The organism is Nissabacter sp. SGAir0207 (assembly GCF_005491205.1).
Taxonomy (GTDB): domain Bacteria; phylum Pseudomonadota; class Gammaproteobacteria; order Enterobacterales; family Enterobacteriaceae; genus Chimaeribacter.
Genome location: NZ_CP028035.1, coordinates 848,260 through 863,208 on the forward strand (window position 1 = coordinate 848,260; position 14,949 = coordinate 863,208).

Here is a 14,949-nt window from a genome sequence, read left to right on the forward strand (position 1 = left end):
TTGCTCAGGAAAAAAGAACATGACTGGCAGTACAATTTTATGCGTGGAGACAGGTTTGGGGAGACTTTACCTCGGATGAGCGAGCAGTTTACGGATCAGGTTCTGGTTGAGCGGGTCCAGAAGGGAGATCAAAAATCGTTTAACTTACTGGTAATCCGTTACCAGCATAAAGTGGCGAGCCTCGTTTCCCGCTATGTGCCACAGGGCGACGTGCCTGATGTGGTGCAGGAGTCCTTTATTAAGGCCTATCGTGCGCTGGAATCCTTCCGCGGCGACAGCGCCTTCTATACTTGGTTATATCGTATCGCCGTCAACACGGCCAAGAATTACCTGGTAGCTCAGGGGCGCCGCCCGCCGGCCAGCGACGTTGATGCCAATGAGGCAGAGAACTTCGAAAGTGCCGGGGCGTTGAAAGAAATTTCGAACCCTGAGAACCTAATGTTGTCTGAAGAGTTACGACAGATAGTTTTTCGTACGATCGAATCACTCCCTGAAGATCTCCGCATGGCGATTACCCTGCGAGAGCTGGATGGCCTGAGCTATGAAGAGATAGCCGCCATTATGGAGTGCCCGGTGGGGACGGTGCGATCCCGTATCTTCCGCGCGCGCGAAGCTATCGATAATAAAGTCCAACCGCTGATTCAGCGTCAATGATGGCGGACACAGGAAGGGTACTAAGGCATGCAGAAAGAACAGCTTTCAGCTCTGATGGATGGCGAAGCGCTTGATTCCGAGTTGTTAAACGCGTTATCAAACGACAAGGCTCTCCAGGCGCGCTGGCAGAGTTACCATCTCATCCGTGACACCATGCGGGGCGATGTCAGCGAAGTGATGCACTTCGACATTGCCGCTCAAGTGGCCGCTGCCATTGAGAAAGAGCCGGTTCGTCTTATCCCGCAGGCCGTGCCTGACGCACAGCCACAGCCGCACACCTGGCAGAAGATGCCGTTCTGGCACAAGGTGCGCCCTTGGGCCAGCCAGATCACCCAAGTCGGGGTGGCGGCTTGTGTCTCCTTGGCGGTCATCGTCGGCGTGCAGCACTACAACCAGCCTGAAGGCAGCGCCTCGCCGGAGACCCCGGTGTTCAACACGCTGCCGATGATGGGCGGCAAGGCTTCGCCAGTCAGCTTTGGCGTGCCGGGCAGTGACGCCACGGCAGCCAACGGCGGCCAACAGCAGCAGCTTCAGGAACAGCGCAAGCGTATCAATGCCATTTTGCAGGATTACGAATTACAGCGCCGTTTGCATTCTGACCAGTTGCAGTTGGACACCACAAGTCCGCAGCAAGCGGCTGTTCAGGTCCCAGGAACCCAGACATTAGGAATGCAGTCGCAGTAATGAAGCAATTTTGGTTTGCCGTGTGTGTGCTGACAGGCAGCCTGGTTTATCCCACCATCGCCCCGGCGCAGAGTGCGTCCGGGGCGTTGTTGCAACAGATGAACAGCGCCAGCCAGACACTCGATTACGAGATCGCCTTTATCAGCATCAGCAAGCAAGGGATAGAATCTTCACGCTATCGCCACGTCTTGCTGGGCAAACAACCCCTCGCCCAACTGCTGCAAATGGATGGCCCACGTCGGGAGATCCTGCAACGTGGCAATGAAATCAGCTACTTCGAATCCGGGCTGGAACCCTTTACGCTGACTGGCGACCATATTGTCGATGCATTGCCAGCGCTGGCCTTCGCGGATTTCAACGAGCTGGCGAAATTCTATGACTTCATTCCAGTGGGTAGGGCGCGCATTGCCGACCGACCCAGTGAAGTGCTGCGCATTGTGGCGCGTGATGGCACCCGTTACAGCTATATCGTCTGGATTGATGAGCAAACCAAACTGCCGCTGCGGGCCGATCTGCTAGATCGTGACGGCGAGACGCTGGAGCAATTCCGGGTTATTTCGTTTGTCGCCAATGAGGGCGTAGAGGGCGCATTAAGTGGCCTGACGAAGGCCAGCCTGCCGCCACTGCTGGCCATTCCGGCCACCGAAAAGGTGGACTTCAATTGGCAGCCGAAGTGGCTACCAGCCGGGGTCACCGAGGTGTCACGCAGCCGCCGTACCTTGCCAAGCCTGCCCGTTCCGATAGAATCACGTCTCTACTCGGACGGATTATTCAGTTTCTCCGTGAATGTCAGCACCTCGTCCAACCCTACCTCGGAGCAGTTTGTCCGGCAGGGGAGGCGCACGGTGCACACGGAGATCCGCGCCGGGCAGGAGATTACGGTGGTAGGCGAATTGCCGCCCACTACCGCCAAACGTATTGCCGATAGCATTGTGCTCAGCCGGGCGCAATAGGAGTCACCGCGATGATGAAAGAGTGGGCCACGGTCGTGTCGTGGGAAAATGGGATGGCGTTGCTGCGCTGTGATCCGCAAGCCGGTTGCGGCAGCTGCAATGCGCGCACGGGTTGCGGAACCCGCACACTCAATAAACTCGGCCCCCAGCCGGAGCATCATTTGCAGGTTGCCATTGATCAACCGCTAGAGCCGGGGCAGAAAGTGGAGCTGGGCATCACCGAAGGGAGCCTGCTGCGCTCCGCGCTGCTGGTCTACATGACGCCGCTGGTCGGCGTGCTGCTGGGCGGGGGCGTGATGCAAATGTGGCTCAACAGTGACCTGTTCGCCCTGCTGGGTGCGGTGGCCGGCGGCATGGCCGGGTTCCTGACTGCCCGCCGGTTGGCGAAACACAGCGGTGAGGAGAGCCAGTACCAGCCTGTGGTATTGCAAATTGGCCTGCCGCCCACCGCCTTCCGCACCTAGTCCTTTCGTTATCACGCGCCGCTTCGTTAGGGCGCGTCGGCTCATTGCTTATTAGCCCTGAATCGGGATCCGGCTCTGGATCATATGCTCCAGCAGCGCAACGAACAGTTCGGCGCTGAACAGCGACAAATAGGGAATGGAAAACAGTACCCGATCCTGGGCATCCAATAGCTCAATCGGTTGGGTCGGCGTGCCCGCGATCACCCGGTGCACCTGATCAATCGAGACCACCTGATCCTCGCTGCTCAGGGAGAGGGCGCTCAGGCGCAGCTGCTTCTCCTTCATCATCAGGAAGTTGCGGGTCAGCAACCGCTTCAGCAGGCTACGGCTGCGCGGCAGGTAGAAGAAGCTGACATGGCCATCATTGGCCAGCATGGTCAGCGCCGCCGCGCCGCGATGGGTAAGCTGCTGGTCAATGATCACCTCAATCAGCCGGGCAGAGCCAGCCACATGGGGCGAGATCTTATTCCACGCACTGTAGATATCGGTGCGAAACGCCATCGCATTAATCACTTTGCCGGTATAATTTCCGCTGCGATAACGGTAAATATCACAGATGCGCTCAAAGGGAATAAAGTGATCTTTCTGGTTGTGCTGATTAATAACCAGAACACCATTTTCATGCAGTTCGTAGGTTTGCTTGGGTTTAATTAACTGCCGTAAAACCAGCAGTGTCACCCCAAGCAGAATACAGGCCATGCCAGCCAGAAGAGTAAAATGAACCCGGTCATCCTCCGCCCGTTTTGCCGTCAATAAAAACAGAACCAGCATCGCGCCCGCCAGCATCAGCAATGCAGAAATGACGATGGTTATCCACGAGTTGGTCTTGGTGAAACCGTGGCGACTCAGCAGCCGTCCTTCCTCGATCATAACGGGTATCCTTGTAACCTGAATAAAATGAGACATCAAAGTTTCCCCAAGGTAAATATTAAAATGGTTATCGACACGCCTCCTGGGGAACTACTCTATCTAGTCTAATCCGGCAAAATGTGTAAATGAGCATTATCCTAAACCCCCGGCAGCCCACGGAATGAAAAGCAACGGAAATAGCGGCGGCATGGACAGATGCCCTGTGATGAAAAAGGGAAGCGGGCGGGCATAAATAGCGTTTACTGACGGCTGGCCATAAACCGGGGCAGGGGGCGGGCGGCAGTCTCAAGTTTATCCGCATGGATGAAATAATTTCCCTTTGGCGTCAACCTTTGTCACGCCTTCTCACATCTTATTTCCCCGGTTGCTGCCGCTTTTGCGCGAAGATGTTCATAATTGAGAGATAGCAGGGCGGATGACTAGGTTTTCACAAGCCTGACATGTAGAATGCTGCGACTTAGGCGAAACAGAGCCGACCTACTCACCGTCGCTTCTTGTCCATGCGTGTGCCCACAGGCGAGCGATTCAGAAATACCAAGGCAGAAAAACTTTTATAATGAAGCATATACGAAATTTCTCCATTATTGCCCATATTGACCACGGTAAGTCGACCCTGTCCGACCGTATTATCCAGATTTGCGGCGGCCTGACCGACCGTGAGATGGCGGCCCAGGTGCTGGACTCCATGGACCTGGAGCGTGAGCGCGGCATTACCATCAAGGCGCAGAGCGTGACGCTGGATTACAAGGCGCAGGATGGCCAGACCTACCAGCTCAACTTCATCGACACGCCGGGGCACGTTGACTTCTCCTATGAAGTTTCCCGCTCGCTGGCCGCCTGTGAGGGCGCGCTGCTGGTGGTGGACGCGGGTCAGGGCGTGGAAGCGCAGACGCTGGCCAACTGCTACACCGCCATTGAGATGGATCTGGAAGTGGTGCCGGTCCTGAACAAAATCGACCTGCCAGCTGCTGACCCGGATCGCGCGGCGCAGGAGATTGAAGACATCGTTGGCATTGACGCCGCGGATGCGGTGCGCTGCTCGGCGAAGACCGGCGTCGGCGTGCCTGACGTGCTGGAGCGTCTGGTGCGTGACATCCCGGCCCCCGAGGGTGACCCGGACGCGCCGTTGCAGGCGCTGATCATCGACTCTTGGTTCGATAACTATCTGGGCGTCGTCTCCCTGATCCGTATCAAAAACGGCACCCTGCGTAAGGGCGACAAGATCAAGGTGATGAGCACCGGCCAGACTTACAACGCTGACCGCCTTGGCATCTTTACGCCGAAACAGGTCGATCGCGACGCGCTGAGCTGTGGCGAAGTGGGCTGGTTGGTGTGCGCCATCAAAGACATTCTGGGCGCGCCAGTGGGCGATACCCTGACCCTGGCTCGCCAGCCGGCGGACAAGGCGCTGCCGGGCTTCAAAAAAGTGAAGCCGCAGGTCTACGCTGGCCTGTTCCCGATCAGCTCTGATGACTACGAAGCCTTCCGTGACGCGCTGGGCAAGCTCAGCCTGAACGACGCCTCGCTGTTCTATGAGCCGGAGAGTTCCACCGCGCTGGGCTTCGGCTTCCGTTGTGGCTTCCTCGGCCTGCTGCACATGGAGATCATCCAGGAGCGTCTGGAGCGCGAGTATGACCTGGATCTGATCACCACCGCACCGACCGTGGTGTATGAGGTGGAGACCACCTCCGGCGAAACCGTCTACGTTGACAGCCCCTCCAAGCTGCCGCCGCTGAACAATATCGCGGAGCTGCGTGAGCCGATCGCTGAGTGCCACATGCTGATGCCGCAGGAGTATCTGGGTAACGTGATCACCCTCTGCGTTGAGAAGCGCGGCGTGCAGACCAACATGGTCTACCACGGCAATCAGGTGGCACTGACCTATGAGATCCCGATGGCCGAGGTGGTGCTCGACTTCTTCGACCGCCTGAAGTCCACTTCCCGCGGCTATGCGTCGCTGGATTACAACTTCAAGCGCTTCCAGACCTCCGACATGGTGCGGGTTGACGTGATGATCAACAGCGAGCGCGTGGATGCGCTGGCACTGATCACCCACCGTGACAACTCCCAGTACCGTGGCCGTGATCTGGTGGAGAAGATGAAAGATCTGATCCCGCGCCAGCAGTTTGACATCGCCATTCAGGCGGCGATCGGCAACCACATCATCGCCCGTTCGACGGTGAAACAGTTGCGTAAAAACGTTCTGGCAAAATGCTATGGCGGCGACGTCAGCCGTAAGAAAAAGCTGCTCCAGAAGCAGAAAGACGGTAAGAAACGCATGAAGCAGGTCGGCAACGTCGAACTGCCGCAAGAGGCGTTCCTGGCGATTCTGCACGTGGGCAAAGACAGCAAATAAAAGGGTAAGGAGTTGGCATGGCTAACATGTTTGCACTGGGGTTGGCCATTGCCACCCTGCTGACAGGGATCATTTGGTGCCTCGACCGTTTCGTCTGGGCGCCGGCCCGCCGCCGCAAGGCGGCCGCGGCCAACGCTCAGGTAGCGGGCAACCTCGACGGCGACACCTTGAAAAAGGTGACCAAGCAGCCGGGCTGGGTAGAGACTTGCGCCTCGGTGTTCCCGGTACTGTTCATCGTGTTTGTGGTGCGCTCCTTCATTTTTGAGCCGTTCCAGATCCCGTCTGGTTCCATGATGCCGACGCTGCTGATCGGGGATTTCATCGTGGTGGAGAAGTTCGCCTACGGCCTGAAAAACCCGGTCACACAGGGCACGCTGATCCCCACCGGCCACCCGAAGCGCGGCGACATTGTGGTGTTCAAGTACCCGCGTGACCCACGTGTGGACTACATCAAGCGCGTGGTGGGGCTGCCGGGCGACCGCGTCAGCTACGATCCGATTAGCAAGCAGGTGACCATACAGCCGGGCTGTGGCAGTGACAGCCGCTGCGACTCGGCGTTGGCACTCACCTACAGCGCCTCAGAGCCAAGCAATCTGGTGCAGACCTTTGGCCAGCGCAGCGGCAACACGGAAGTCAGCAGTGGCTTCTTTGAGATCCCGCAGAGCGACAGCGTGCCAGAGGGCGGTATCCGCCTGCGCACGCGCCAGGAGACGCTGGGTGATGTGACACACAACATCCTGGCCGTGCCGGGCGCGCAGGATCAGCTGAGCATGTACTACCGTCAGCCGGGCCAACCGCTCGGCGTCTGGGTGGTGCCAGCCGGCCACTACTTCATGATGGGCGACAACCGCGACAACAGCGCTGACAGCCGCTACTGGGGCTTTGTGCCGGAGAAAAATCTGGTGGGCAAAGCCACGGCGATCTGGATGAGCTTTGAGAAGCAGGAAGGCGAATGGCCGACCGGTGTGCGCCTGAGCCGCATCGGCGGGATCCATTAATCCGCCCCATAAACGCAGCATTATGCTGCTACTCGTTGTAGAATAACCGTTTGAGCGATAAAAGTTGGCTCCCCTTCGGGAGCCACTGCAAACGAAACAGCTTTGGATTGGCTTTGGGCGAAACAGGCCTGTTCCGTATGCTGAAGTTTTTGACGCATTCTTGATCTATTGGTAACTCATGAACCCCATCTTAGTAAACAGGCTACAGCGAAAGCTGGGCTACACTTTTCAACAGCAGGAGCTCTTGCTGCAAGCGCTGACTCATCGCAGTGCCAGCAGTAAACACAATGAACGGTTAGAGTTTCTGGGTGACTCTATTCTCAGTTTCGTGATTGCCAATGCGCTTTATCACCGCTTCCCAAAGGTCGACGAAGGGGACATGAGCCGGATGCGCGCCACGCTGGTGCGCGGTAACACGCTGGCCGAGATGGCGCGTGAATTTGATCTGGGCGAGTGTCTGCGCCTTGGGCCGGGTGAGTTGAAAAGTGGTGGTTTCCGCCGCGAATCCATCCTCGCAGATACGGTGGAAGCCCTGATTGGTGGCGTGTTCCTGGACAGTGATATCCAGACCGTCGAACGTTTGATTCTCAACTGGTATCGTAGCCGGTTGGATGAAATCAGCCCCGGTGACAAGCAGAAGGACCCGAAAACTCGGTTACAGGAGTTTTTACAAGGTCGTCATCTGCCGTTGCCTTCTTATCTGGTCGTACAGGTTCGCGGTGAGGCGCACGATCAAGAATTTACCATCCACTGCCAGGTGAGCGGTCTGAGTGAGCCGGTGGTCGGCACCGGATCGAGCCGCCGCAAAGCCGAACAGGCGGCAGCGGAGCAAGCGCTGAAAAAGCTGGAGCTTGAATGAGCGAAGAGAAAACCTATTGCGGATTTGCCGCGATCGTTGGGCGTCCGAACGTGGGGAAATCCACGCTGCTCAACCAGTTGCTGGGACAGAAAGTCTCCATCACCTCCCGGAAACCCCAAACCACCCGTCACCGCATTATGGGCATCCATACGGAAGGCCCCTATCAGGCGATCTACGTGGACACCCCCGGCCTGCACATCGAAGAGAAGCGCGCCATCAACCGCCTGATGAACCGTGCTGCCAGCAGCTCCATCGGCGACGTGGAACTGGTGATCTTTGTGGTTGAGGGCACCAACTGGACTGCCGATGACGAGATGGTGGTGCAGAAACTGCGCGGCCTGAGCTGCCCGGTCGTGCTGGCGATCAACAAAGTGGATAACGTGGCGGACAAGAGCAAGCTGCTGCCGCACATCCAGTTCCTCAGTGAGCAGATGAACTTCCATGACGTAGTGCCGATCTCCGCTGAGAAGGGCACCAATGTGGACACCATCGCCCAGATCGTGCGCAAGCGCCTGCCCGAGGCGATCCACCACTTCCCGGAAGATTACATTACTGACCGTTCACAGCGCTTCATGGCCTCAGAGATCATCCGTGAAAAACTGATGCGTTTCCTCGGTGAGGAGCTGCCCTACTCAGTGACGGTTGAGATCGAACGCTTTGTCGCCAATGAGCGCGGCGGCTATGACGTCAATGGCCTGATTCTGGTGGAGCGCGAAGGCCAGAAGAAGATGGTCATCGGCAACAAAGGCAGCAAGATCAAAACCATCGGCATTGAGGCACGTCAGGACATGGAAGAGATGTTCGAGGCGAAAGTGCACCTCGAGCTGTGGGTCAAAGTGAAATCCGGCTGGGCAGACGACGAACGTGCGCTGCGCAGTTTGGGTTACGTCGACGACCTCTAAGGCGACACGCCGATGGAAGGCTGGCAGCGGGCGTTTGTCTTACATGGGCGGCCCTACAGTGAAACCAGCCTGATGCTGGACCTGTTCACTGAGGGGCACGGTCGAGTGCGGGTGCTGGCCAAAGGCGCCCGCAGTCGCCGCTCCAACCTGAAGGGGGCGCTGCAACCCTTCACGCCGCTGCTGGTGCGCTGGGGCGGGCGCGGGGAGGTCAAAACCCTGCGCAACGCCGAGCCAGTTTCCCTCGCCCTGCCGCTCACGGGCCTGATGCTCTACAGCGGCCTCTACGTCAACGAGCTGTTGGCGCGGGTGCTGGAAGCCGAGAGCGACTGCGCCACCCTGTTCTTCGACTACCTCAACTGCATCCAATCGCTGGCCGCTGGGCAAGGCTCGCCCGAACTGGCTCTGCGCCGTTTCGAGCTGGCATTGTTGGCGCACCTTGGCTATGGCGTCGATTTCCTGCACTGCGCCGGCAGCGGTGAGCCAGTCAGTGATGAGATGACCTACCGCTACCGCGAAGAGAAGGGCTTTATCGCCAGTCTGGTGGTGGACAACCGCAGCTTTACCGGCCGCCAGTTGCGCGCGCTGGCTGAGCGCGACTTCCCCGATGCCGACACCCTGCGCGCCGCTAAACGCTTTACCCGCATGGCGCTGAAACCCTATCTGGGCGGCAAACCGCTCAAGAGCCGTGAGCTGTTCCGCCAGTTCAGCGTGAAAGCCGCGCCTGATGCGCCCACCAACGCGCCAGACGAACCGGCCAGCTAGTCCTCCGATTCCTTCCATCCCCGCTCTCGGTGTACACTGCCGTCACTTCCCCCTATTTCGAGGATTTGTCATGGCTGACCTACTGCTTGGTGTGAATATCGACCACGTCGCCACGGTGCGTAACGCCCGCGGCACCCAGTACCCCGATCCCGTCCAGGCGGCGTTTGTCTCCGAACAGGCCGGTGCGGATGGCATCACCGTCCACCTGCGTGAGGATCGCCGCCACATCACCGACCGCGATGTGCGCATCCTGCGCCAGACCATCCAGACGCGCATGAATCTGGAGATGGCGGTGACCGACGAGATGCTGGATATCGCCTGCGAGCTGAAGCCGCACTTCTGCTGTCTGGTGCCGGAGAAGCGTGAGGAGGTGACCACCGAGGGCGGGCTGGACGTGGCTGGCCAACTGGACAAAATGACGGTGGCGGTAGAGCGCCTGACGCAGGCTGGCATTCTGGTGTCGCTGTTCATTGACGCCGATCCGCGCCAGATTGACGCAGCGGTGGCGGTGGGTGCGCCCTACATTGAGATCCACACCGGTGCCTATGCCGATGCGCCGTCGCCACTGGCCCAGCAGGCCGAGCTGGCGCGCATCCAAACCGCTGCGGCCTACGCCGCTGGCAAGGGGCTGAAGGTCAACGCTGGCCACGGCCTGACCTACCACAATGTGCTGCCCATCGCCGCCATTGCCGAGATGCATGAGCTGAACATTGGCCATGCGATCATTGGCCGTGCGGTGATGAGCGGGCTGGCGGACGCGGTGCGCGAAATGAAAACCCTGATGCAGGAAGCGCGCCGCTAATGGCTATTCTGGGACTGGGCACCGACATCGTCGAGATCACGCGCATTGAGGCGGTGGTGGCCCGCAGCGGCGACCGGCTGGCGGAACGTATCCTGAGCGCCAATGAGTGGGCGCTCTACCAGCGGCACCAGCAGCCGATCCGCTTTTTGGCGAAGCGTTTCGCCGTCAAGGAGGCGGCCGCCAAGGCGCTGGGCACCGGCATCCGCAATGGGCTGGCGTTTGAGCAGTTCGAAGTGGTGAACAATGCGCTCGGGCGGCCGGGTCTGGTTCTGCATGGGCGGGCGGCGGAGATGGCGGCTGAGCTTGGGGTGACTTCCACCCACGTCACCCTGGCGGATGAGCGGCGTTACGCCTGCGCTACGGTAATTTTTGAGGGCTGACGGCGGGGCGGTTCACTCCACCAGATAGAGTTCGACATACTTGTCCCAGAGCTGCTCGCGGCTTTCGGTGTGCTGCGGATCGATGATGATGGTTTTATCGATCGGGCACACCTGCTGGCAGGTCGGGGCGTCATAGTGGCCGACGCACTCGGTGCAGCGCGTGGCATCAATCTCATAGATCTCACTGCCCATGGCGATCGCCTGATTGGGGCACTCCGGTTCGCACATGTCGCAGTTGATGCATTTCTTGGTGATCAGCAGGGCCATGATGGTCTCTATCGAATACGGGGGGCGGAGTATAGCAGAACGCGCGGCCCCTGCCGCGGTTAAGGCTGGCTCGCCTGATCCCGGTCAAACCAGTTTCTTCATCAGCGCCTCGCTGTGGCGGATGCGATCCGGCGCGTGCTGGGCGTCATGCTGGATCAGCGCCATAAACAGCAGATCCGTCAGCGCATACTGCGCAGTGCTGGCGGAGATGGCCGCGCCGCGCGTCGCCGGGCGCTCCGCCACCGTATAGAGGCTGTGGTCGGCACGCTGTTGCAGCGGGTTGGGCGAAAAACAGGTGATGGCCAGCACCCGCGCGCCAGATTGCTGCGCCACCTCCGCCGCCAGATTGACCTCCTTGCGCTCGCCACTGAAGGAGATCGCCAGCAGCAGATCCTCCGCCGTCAGCGCCTGCGCGGTGGCAAGCTGGACGTGGGTATCCGCCTCCGCGCTCGCCATCACGCCGATTTTCAGCAGCTTATAGGCCAGATCCTTCGCCGCCAGCCCGGAGGTGCCGATGCCCACCAGCAGCACCCGCCGCGCGCTGGCCAGCATCTCCAGCGCCAGCCGCAGCCGCTCCTCGCTGTTGATGTCGAGGGTAGCACGCAGCGCGGCCTGCTTCTCGGCCAGTAATTTCTCGCCCACGATCTTCAGGCTGTCGGTGCTTAGGATCTGGTTATGCACCGTCACCACCGGCTGATCGCTGCCAGCCAGGCTCTCACTCAACGCCAGCTTCAGGGCGGGAAACCCCTTGTACCCCAGTTTCTGGGCGAACTTCACCACGCTGGACTGGCTGACGCCCGCGCGTGCCGCCACCTGCTGCGAGCTGAGGTGGCGGGCATCCTCGCTATGCGACAGTAAAAAGTCGGCCAGCTTGCGATCATTTTGCGCCAGCGAGTGATAAATCTGGCGAATACGTAAAAGACTGCTCATACCTTCATTCCTGAACTGACGATGTGTCACGCGCAATGCGTGCGCGTTACCGATCACGGTTTCGCGACCCTGCTAAATAAAATAGCAAATTTTGCTCGTCTAAAAGAATAAACTATTCAATCATCATTTTTTTATTGGAATTAAAAATTCAAAGGTAACGCCATGAATCTAGGAGCACTGGTTTCAGAAACCCGCAACCCAAACACGTTGACGCTGGATGAGATGTCCACGCTGGAGATGGTCACCGCCTTCAATCAGGAGGATCGCAAGGTGCCGGAAGCGATCGCCGCCGTGCTGCCGCAGGTGGCGCAAGCGGTCGATCTGGCCGCGGCGGCGCTGGCGGCAGGCGGGCGCATCATCTATCTCGGGGCCGGTACCAGCGGCCGGCTGGGGGTGCTGGACGCCTCCGAGTGCCCGCCGACCTTCGGCGTGGATCACGGTGTGGTGGTCGGGCTGATTGCCGGTGGGCCGGGCGCGCTGCTGAAAGCGGTGGAGGGCGCGGAGGATAACCCGGCGCTCGGCGCGGCGGATCTGGCGGCCATCAACCTGGAGGCGCGCGATCTGGTGATCGGGCTGGCAGCGTCGGGGCGCACCCCCTATGTCATTGGCGCGCTGCGCCATGCGCGCCAGCTGGGCTGCGCCACGGTGGCCATCTCCTGCAACCCGGACTCGCCGATCGCTCAGGAGGCGCAGGTCGCCATCAGCCCGGTGGTGGGGCCAGAGGCGCTGACCGGCTCCACCCGCCTGAAATCGGGCACCGCGCAGAAGCTGGTGCTGAACATGATCTCCACCGGCGCGATGGTGAAGAGCGGCAAGGTCTACCAGAACCTGATGGTGGATGTGAAAGCCACCAATGAGAAGCTGGTGGATCGCGCCTGCCGCATCGTGGTGGAGGCCACCGGCGCGCCGCGTGCTGAGGCGGAGCAGGCGTTGCAACAGACCGGTTTTGAGGTGAAACCGGCCATCTTGATGATTCTGGCGCAGGTGGGGGCGGACGAGGCGCGGCAGCGTCTGGCGGATCACCGGGGCTATCTGCGGGCAGCGATTCAGGGCTGACAGGGAGGTGCGGCATGGACAAGACCACAACACTGGCGGCCAGCCTGTTACAGGGCATCGGCGGGGAAGCCAACATTCAGAAGCTGGAGAATTGCATGACGCGGGTGCGCGTCGAGGTGCGGGATGAGCAGCAACTGGCGCTGGCGGCACTGCGCCAGCTGGAGGGGGTGAAGGGGTACGTCAAGCAGGGCAACCAGCACCAGTTTATCGTCGGGCCGGGCGCGGCCGCCAAGGTGACGGACGCCATGCGCGGCCTGCTGTCAGCACCGCCAGCGGATCAGGAGATCGCCCGCAACAAGGCGCAGGCCAAAGAGAAGTATGCCGCGCCGATGAGCGAGGCGCTGCGTAAGCTGGCGAATGTCTTTATCCCGCTGATCCCGGCGTTTATCGCCTCCGGCCTGATCACCGGCATCGTGAACATCCTGAAACGCCCGGACATCGCTGACGATTTCGCCATCCACTACCCCAATGTGCTGGCGCTGCTGGGGCTGTTCGGCAGTGCGGTGTTTGCCATCATGAACATTTTGGTCGGGGTGAATGCCGCCAGGGTGTTTGGTGGCTCACTGGCGCTCGGCGGGGTGATGGCCGGTATTTTGAGCAGCCCGGTGCTGGCGCAGATCACCCTGTTCGGCGAGGCGTTGCAGCCGGGGCGGGGTGGGGTGATCGCCGTGCTGCTGGTGGTGGCGCTGATGTGCATGGTGGAGCGGCAACTACGCCGCTGGCTGCCGGAATCGCTCGAGCTGATCGTCAATCCGCTGCTGACCACCGTAGTTACCGCCAGCTTGGCTATTATTATAGTGCAGCCGCTGGGTGGGGCGATCTCTGACGCCATCATCCACGGGGTAAACCTGGCGCTGGAAGCTGGCGGTATGCTGGTGGGCGCGCTGATGGCGGGCTTCTTCCTGCCGCTGGTGCTCTCCGGGTTACATCAGGGGCTGGTACCGATCCATGTGGAGCTGGTGCAGGCGCACGGCGCCAACCCGCTGCTGCCGATTCTGGCGATGGCCGGTGTCGGGCAGATTGGGGCGGCGGTGGCGGTGCTGCTGAAGACCCGCAACCCGCGGCTGAAAAAAGTGATCAAGGGCGCGCTGCCGGTCGGCCTGTTGGGCATCGGCGAGCCATTGATCTTCGGCGTGACCCTGCCACTCGGCAAGCCGTTCATCGGTGCCTGTCTCGGCGGGGCAGTAGGCGGCGCCTTGATAAGTGTCTGGAAAGTGGCTACGGTCATTACTTTTGGTATTTCCGGTTTACCGCTGGCGCTGACCATGGTGCCGGGCAAGGTAGTGCTCTACCTGGCTGGCTATCTGGCCGCTGTAGTGGCAGGGTTTATATTTACCTGGATATTGGGTTTCCACGATCCTGAGGAGTAGAGATTGAGTGAGGCACAGGCCCGACGGGTAGTGTTTTTTGACCTGGATGGCACACTGCACCAGCAGGACATGTTCGGCAGCTTTTTGCGCTTCATGCTCTGGCGGATGCCGCAAAACCTGATTCTGGTGGTGCCGCTGTTGCCGGTCATCGGGCTGGGGCTGCTGGTGGGGGGCCGCGCGGCGCGCTGGCCGATGAGCCTGCTGCTATGGGCCATCACGTTTGGCCATAGCGAGGCGCGGCTCAAGGATCTGGAGCTGCGTTTCGTCACCTGGTTCCGTAGCGTGGTAACCGCCTTCCCGGTGGTGCAGATGCGCCTGAATGAGTACCTCGACAAGCATAACGCCGAGGTGTGGCTGATTACCGGCTCGCCGCAGCGGCTGGTGGAGCAGGTCTACCACGGCTCCGATTTCCTGCACCGGGTGAAGCTGGTTGGCAGCCGCATGGCGCGGCGTAACGGCGGCTGGGTGTTGCCGCTGCGCTGCCTCGGCATCCAGAAGGTGGTGCAGCTGGAGCAGCGCCTTGGCACACCGCTGAAACTCTACAGCGGCTACAGCGACAGCAAGCAGGATAACCCGCTGCTGTTCTTCTGTGAGCACCGTTTTCGGGTGAGCAAAGAGGGCGAGTTGCAACAGCTGGAGTGA

General features: G+C 60.0%; 17 protein-coding genes. 14 read left to right on the forward strand and 3 right to left on the reverse strand.

What is annotated here, in order from left to right:
* Positions 1 to 75 precede the first annotated feature (75 nt).
* Genes rpoE through rseC form a run of 4 tightly spaced genes read left to right on the forward strand, consistent with a single transcriptional unit; the run spans position 76 to position 2,755 of the window.
* A complete protein-coding gene (rpoE, locus tag C1N62_RS03745; RefSeq protein WP_137762363.1) occupies positions 76 to 654 on the forward strand; it encodes an RNA polymerase sigma factor RpoE in 579 nt (192 codons plus the stop codon).
* A 27-nt stretch (positions 655 to 681) separates the two neighbouring features.
* A complete protein-coding gene (rseA, locus tag C1N62_RS03750; RefSeq protein WP_137762364.1) occupies positions 682 to 1,338 on the forward strand; it encodes an anti-sigma-E factor RseA in 657 nt (218 codons plus the stop codon).
* Complete coding sequence (gene rseB / locus C1N62_RS03755) at positions 1,338 to 2,291, forward strand: sigma-E factor regulatory protein RseB (RefSeq protein WP_137762365.1); 954 nt, start codon at positions 1,338 to 1,340, stop codon at positions 2,289 to 2,291. The genes rseA and rseB overlap by 1 nt, the downstream gene beginning before the upstream one ends.
* Before the next feature lie 11 nt (positions 2,292 to 2,302).
* Positions 2,303 to 2,755: a SoxR-reducing system protein RseC gene (gene rseC, locus C1N62_RS03760; protein ID WP_137762366.1), complete on the forward strand. Its 453-nt coding sequence runs from the start codon at positions 2,303 to 2,305 to the stop codon at positions 2,753 to 2,755.
* A 51-nt stretch (positions 2,756 to 2,806) separates the two neighbouring features.
* Here rseC and C1N62_RS03765 read toward each other — a convergent pair whose 3' ends face one another.
* Complete coding sequence (locus tag C1N62_RS03765; protein ID WP_137762367.1) at positions 2,807 to 3,625, reverse strand: hypothetical protein; 819 nt, start codon at positions 3,623 to 3,625, stop codon at positions 2,807 to 2,809.
* Between the two features lie 556 nt (positions 3,626 to 4,181).
* Between C1N62_RS03765 and lepA the strand changes: the two genes are divergently transcribed.
* The 7 genes from lepA (at position 4,182) to acpS (ending at position 10,684) form a co-directional block, all read left to right on the forward strand.
* Positions 4,182 to 5,981 (forward strand): translation elongation factor 4, encoded by a 1,800-nt coding sequence (gene lepA / locus C1N62_RS03770; RefSeq protein ID WP_137762368.1) that lies wholly within the window; start codon positions 4,182 to 4,184, stop codon positions 5,979 to 5,981.
* 17 nt (positions 5,982 to 5,998) lie between these two features.
* The gene (lepB, locus tag C1N62_RS03775; protein ID WP_137762369.1) at positions 5,999 to 6,979 is read left to right on the forward strand and encodes a signal peptidase I; all 981 of its coding nucleotides are present in this window, start codon (positions 5,999 to 6,001) and stop codon (positions 6,977 to 6,979) included.
* A gap of 178 nt (positions 6,980 to 7,157) precedes the next feature.
* Complete coding sequence (gene rnc, locus C1N62_RS03780) at positions 7,158 to 7,838, forward strand: ribonuclease III (protein WP_137762370.1); 681 nt, start codon at positions 7,158 to 7,160, stop codon at positions 7,836 to 7,838.
* Entirely contained in the window at positions 7,835 to 8,740 is a 906-nt protein-coding gene (gene era, locus C1N62_RS03785) for a GTPase Era (protein WP_137762371.1), read from the forward strand. The genes rnc and era overlap by 4 nt, the downstream gene beginning before the upstream one ends.
* Before the next feature lie 12 nt (positions 8,741 to 8,752).
* Positions 8,753 to 9,502: a DNA repair protein RecO gene (gene recO / locus C1N62_RS03790; protein ID WP_137762372.1), complete on the forward strand. Its 750-nt coding sequence runs from the start codon at positions 8,753 to 8,755 to the stop codon at positions 9,500 to 9,502.
* Positions 9,503 to 9,572: 70 nt separating this feature from the next.
* The gene (gene pdxJ / locus C1N62_RS03795) at positions 9,573 to 10,304 is read left to right on the forward strand and encodes a pyridoxine 5'-phosphate synthase (RefSeq protein WP_137762373.1); all 732 of its coding nucleotides are present in this window, start codon (positions 9,573 to 9,575) and stop codon (positions 10,302 to 10,304) included.
* Positions 10,304 to 10,684, forward strand: a complete 381-nt coding sequence (gene acpS / locus C1N62_RS03800; protein WP_137762374.1) for a holo-ACP synthase — start codon at positions 10,304 to 10,306, stop codon at positions 10,682 to 10,684. The genes pdxJ and acpS overlap by 1 nt, the downstream gene beginning before the upstream one ends.
* 12 nt (positions 10,685 to 10,696) lie before the next feature.
* Here the strand turns inward: acpS and C1N62_RS03805 are convergent, their stop codons facing one another.
* Positions 10,697 to 10,951: a YfhL family 4Fe-4S dicluster ferredoxin gene (locus tag C1N62_RS03805; RefSeq protein WP_137762375.1), complete on the reverse strand. Its 255-nt coding sequence runs from the start codon at positions 10,949 to 10,951 to the stop codon at positions 10,697 to 10,699.
* Positions 10,952 to 11,035: 84 nt separating this feature from the next.
* On the reverse strand, positions 11,036 to 11,881 hold the full coding sequence (locus C1N62_RS03810) for a MurR/RpiR family transcriptional regulator (protein WP_137762376.1): 846 nt from the start codon (positions 11,879 to 11,881) through the stop codon (positions 11,036 to 11,038).
* A gap of 162 nt (positions 11,882 to 12,043) precedes the next feature.
* Between C1N62_RS03810 and murQ the strand changes: the two genes are divergently transcribed.
* The 3 genes from murQ to yfhb are packed head-to-tail and all read left to right on the forward strand — an operon-like array spanning position 12,044 to position 14,949.
* Entirely contained in the window at positions 12,044 to 12,937 is an 894-nt protein-coding gene (gene murQ, locus C1N62_RS03815; RefSeq protein WP_137762377.1) for an N-acetylmuramic acid 6-phosphate etherase, read from the forward strand.
* A gap of 14 nt (positions 12,938 to 12,951) precedes the next feature.
* On the forward strand, positions 12,952 to 14,307 hold the full coding sequence (locus C1N62_RS03820; protein ID WP_137762378.1) for a PTS transporter subunit EIIC: 1,356 nt from the start codon (positions 12,952 to 12,954) through the stop codon (positions 14,305 to 14,307).
* A gap of 3 nt (positions 14,308 to 14,310) precedes the next feature.
* Positions 14,311 to 14,949: a phosphatidylglycerophosphatase C gene (gene yfhb / locus C1N62_RS03825; protein WP_137762379.1), complete on the forward strand. Its 639-nt coding sequence runs from the start codon at positions 14,311 to 14,313 to the stop codon at positions 14,947 to 14,949.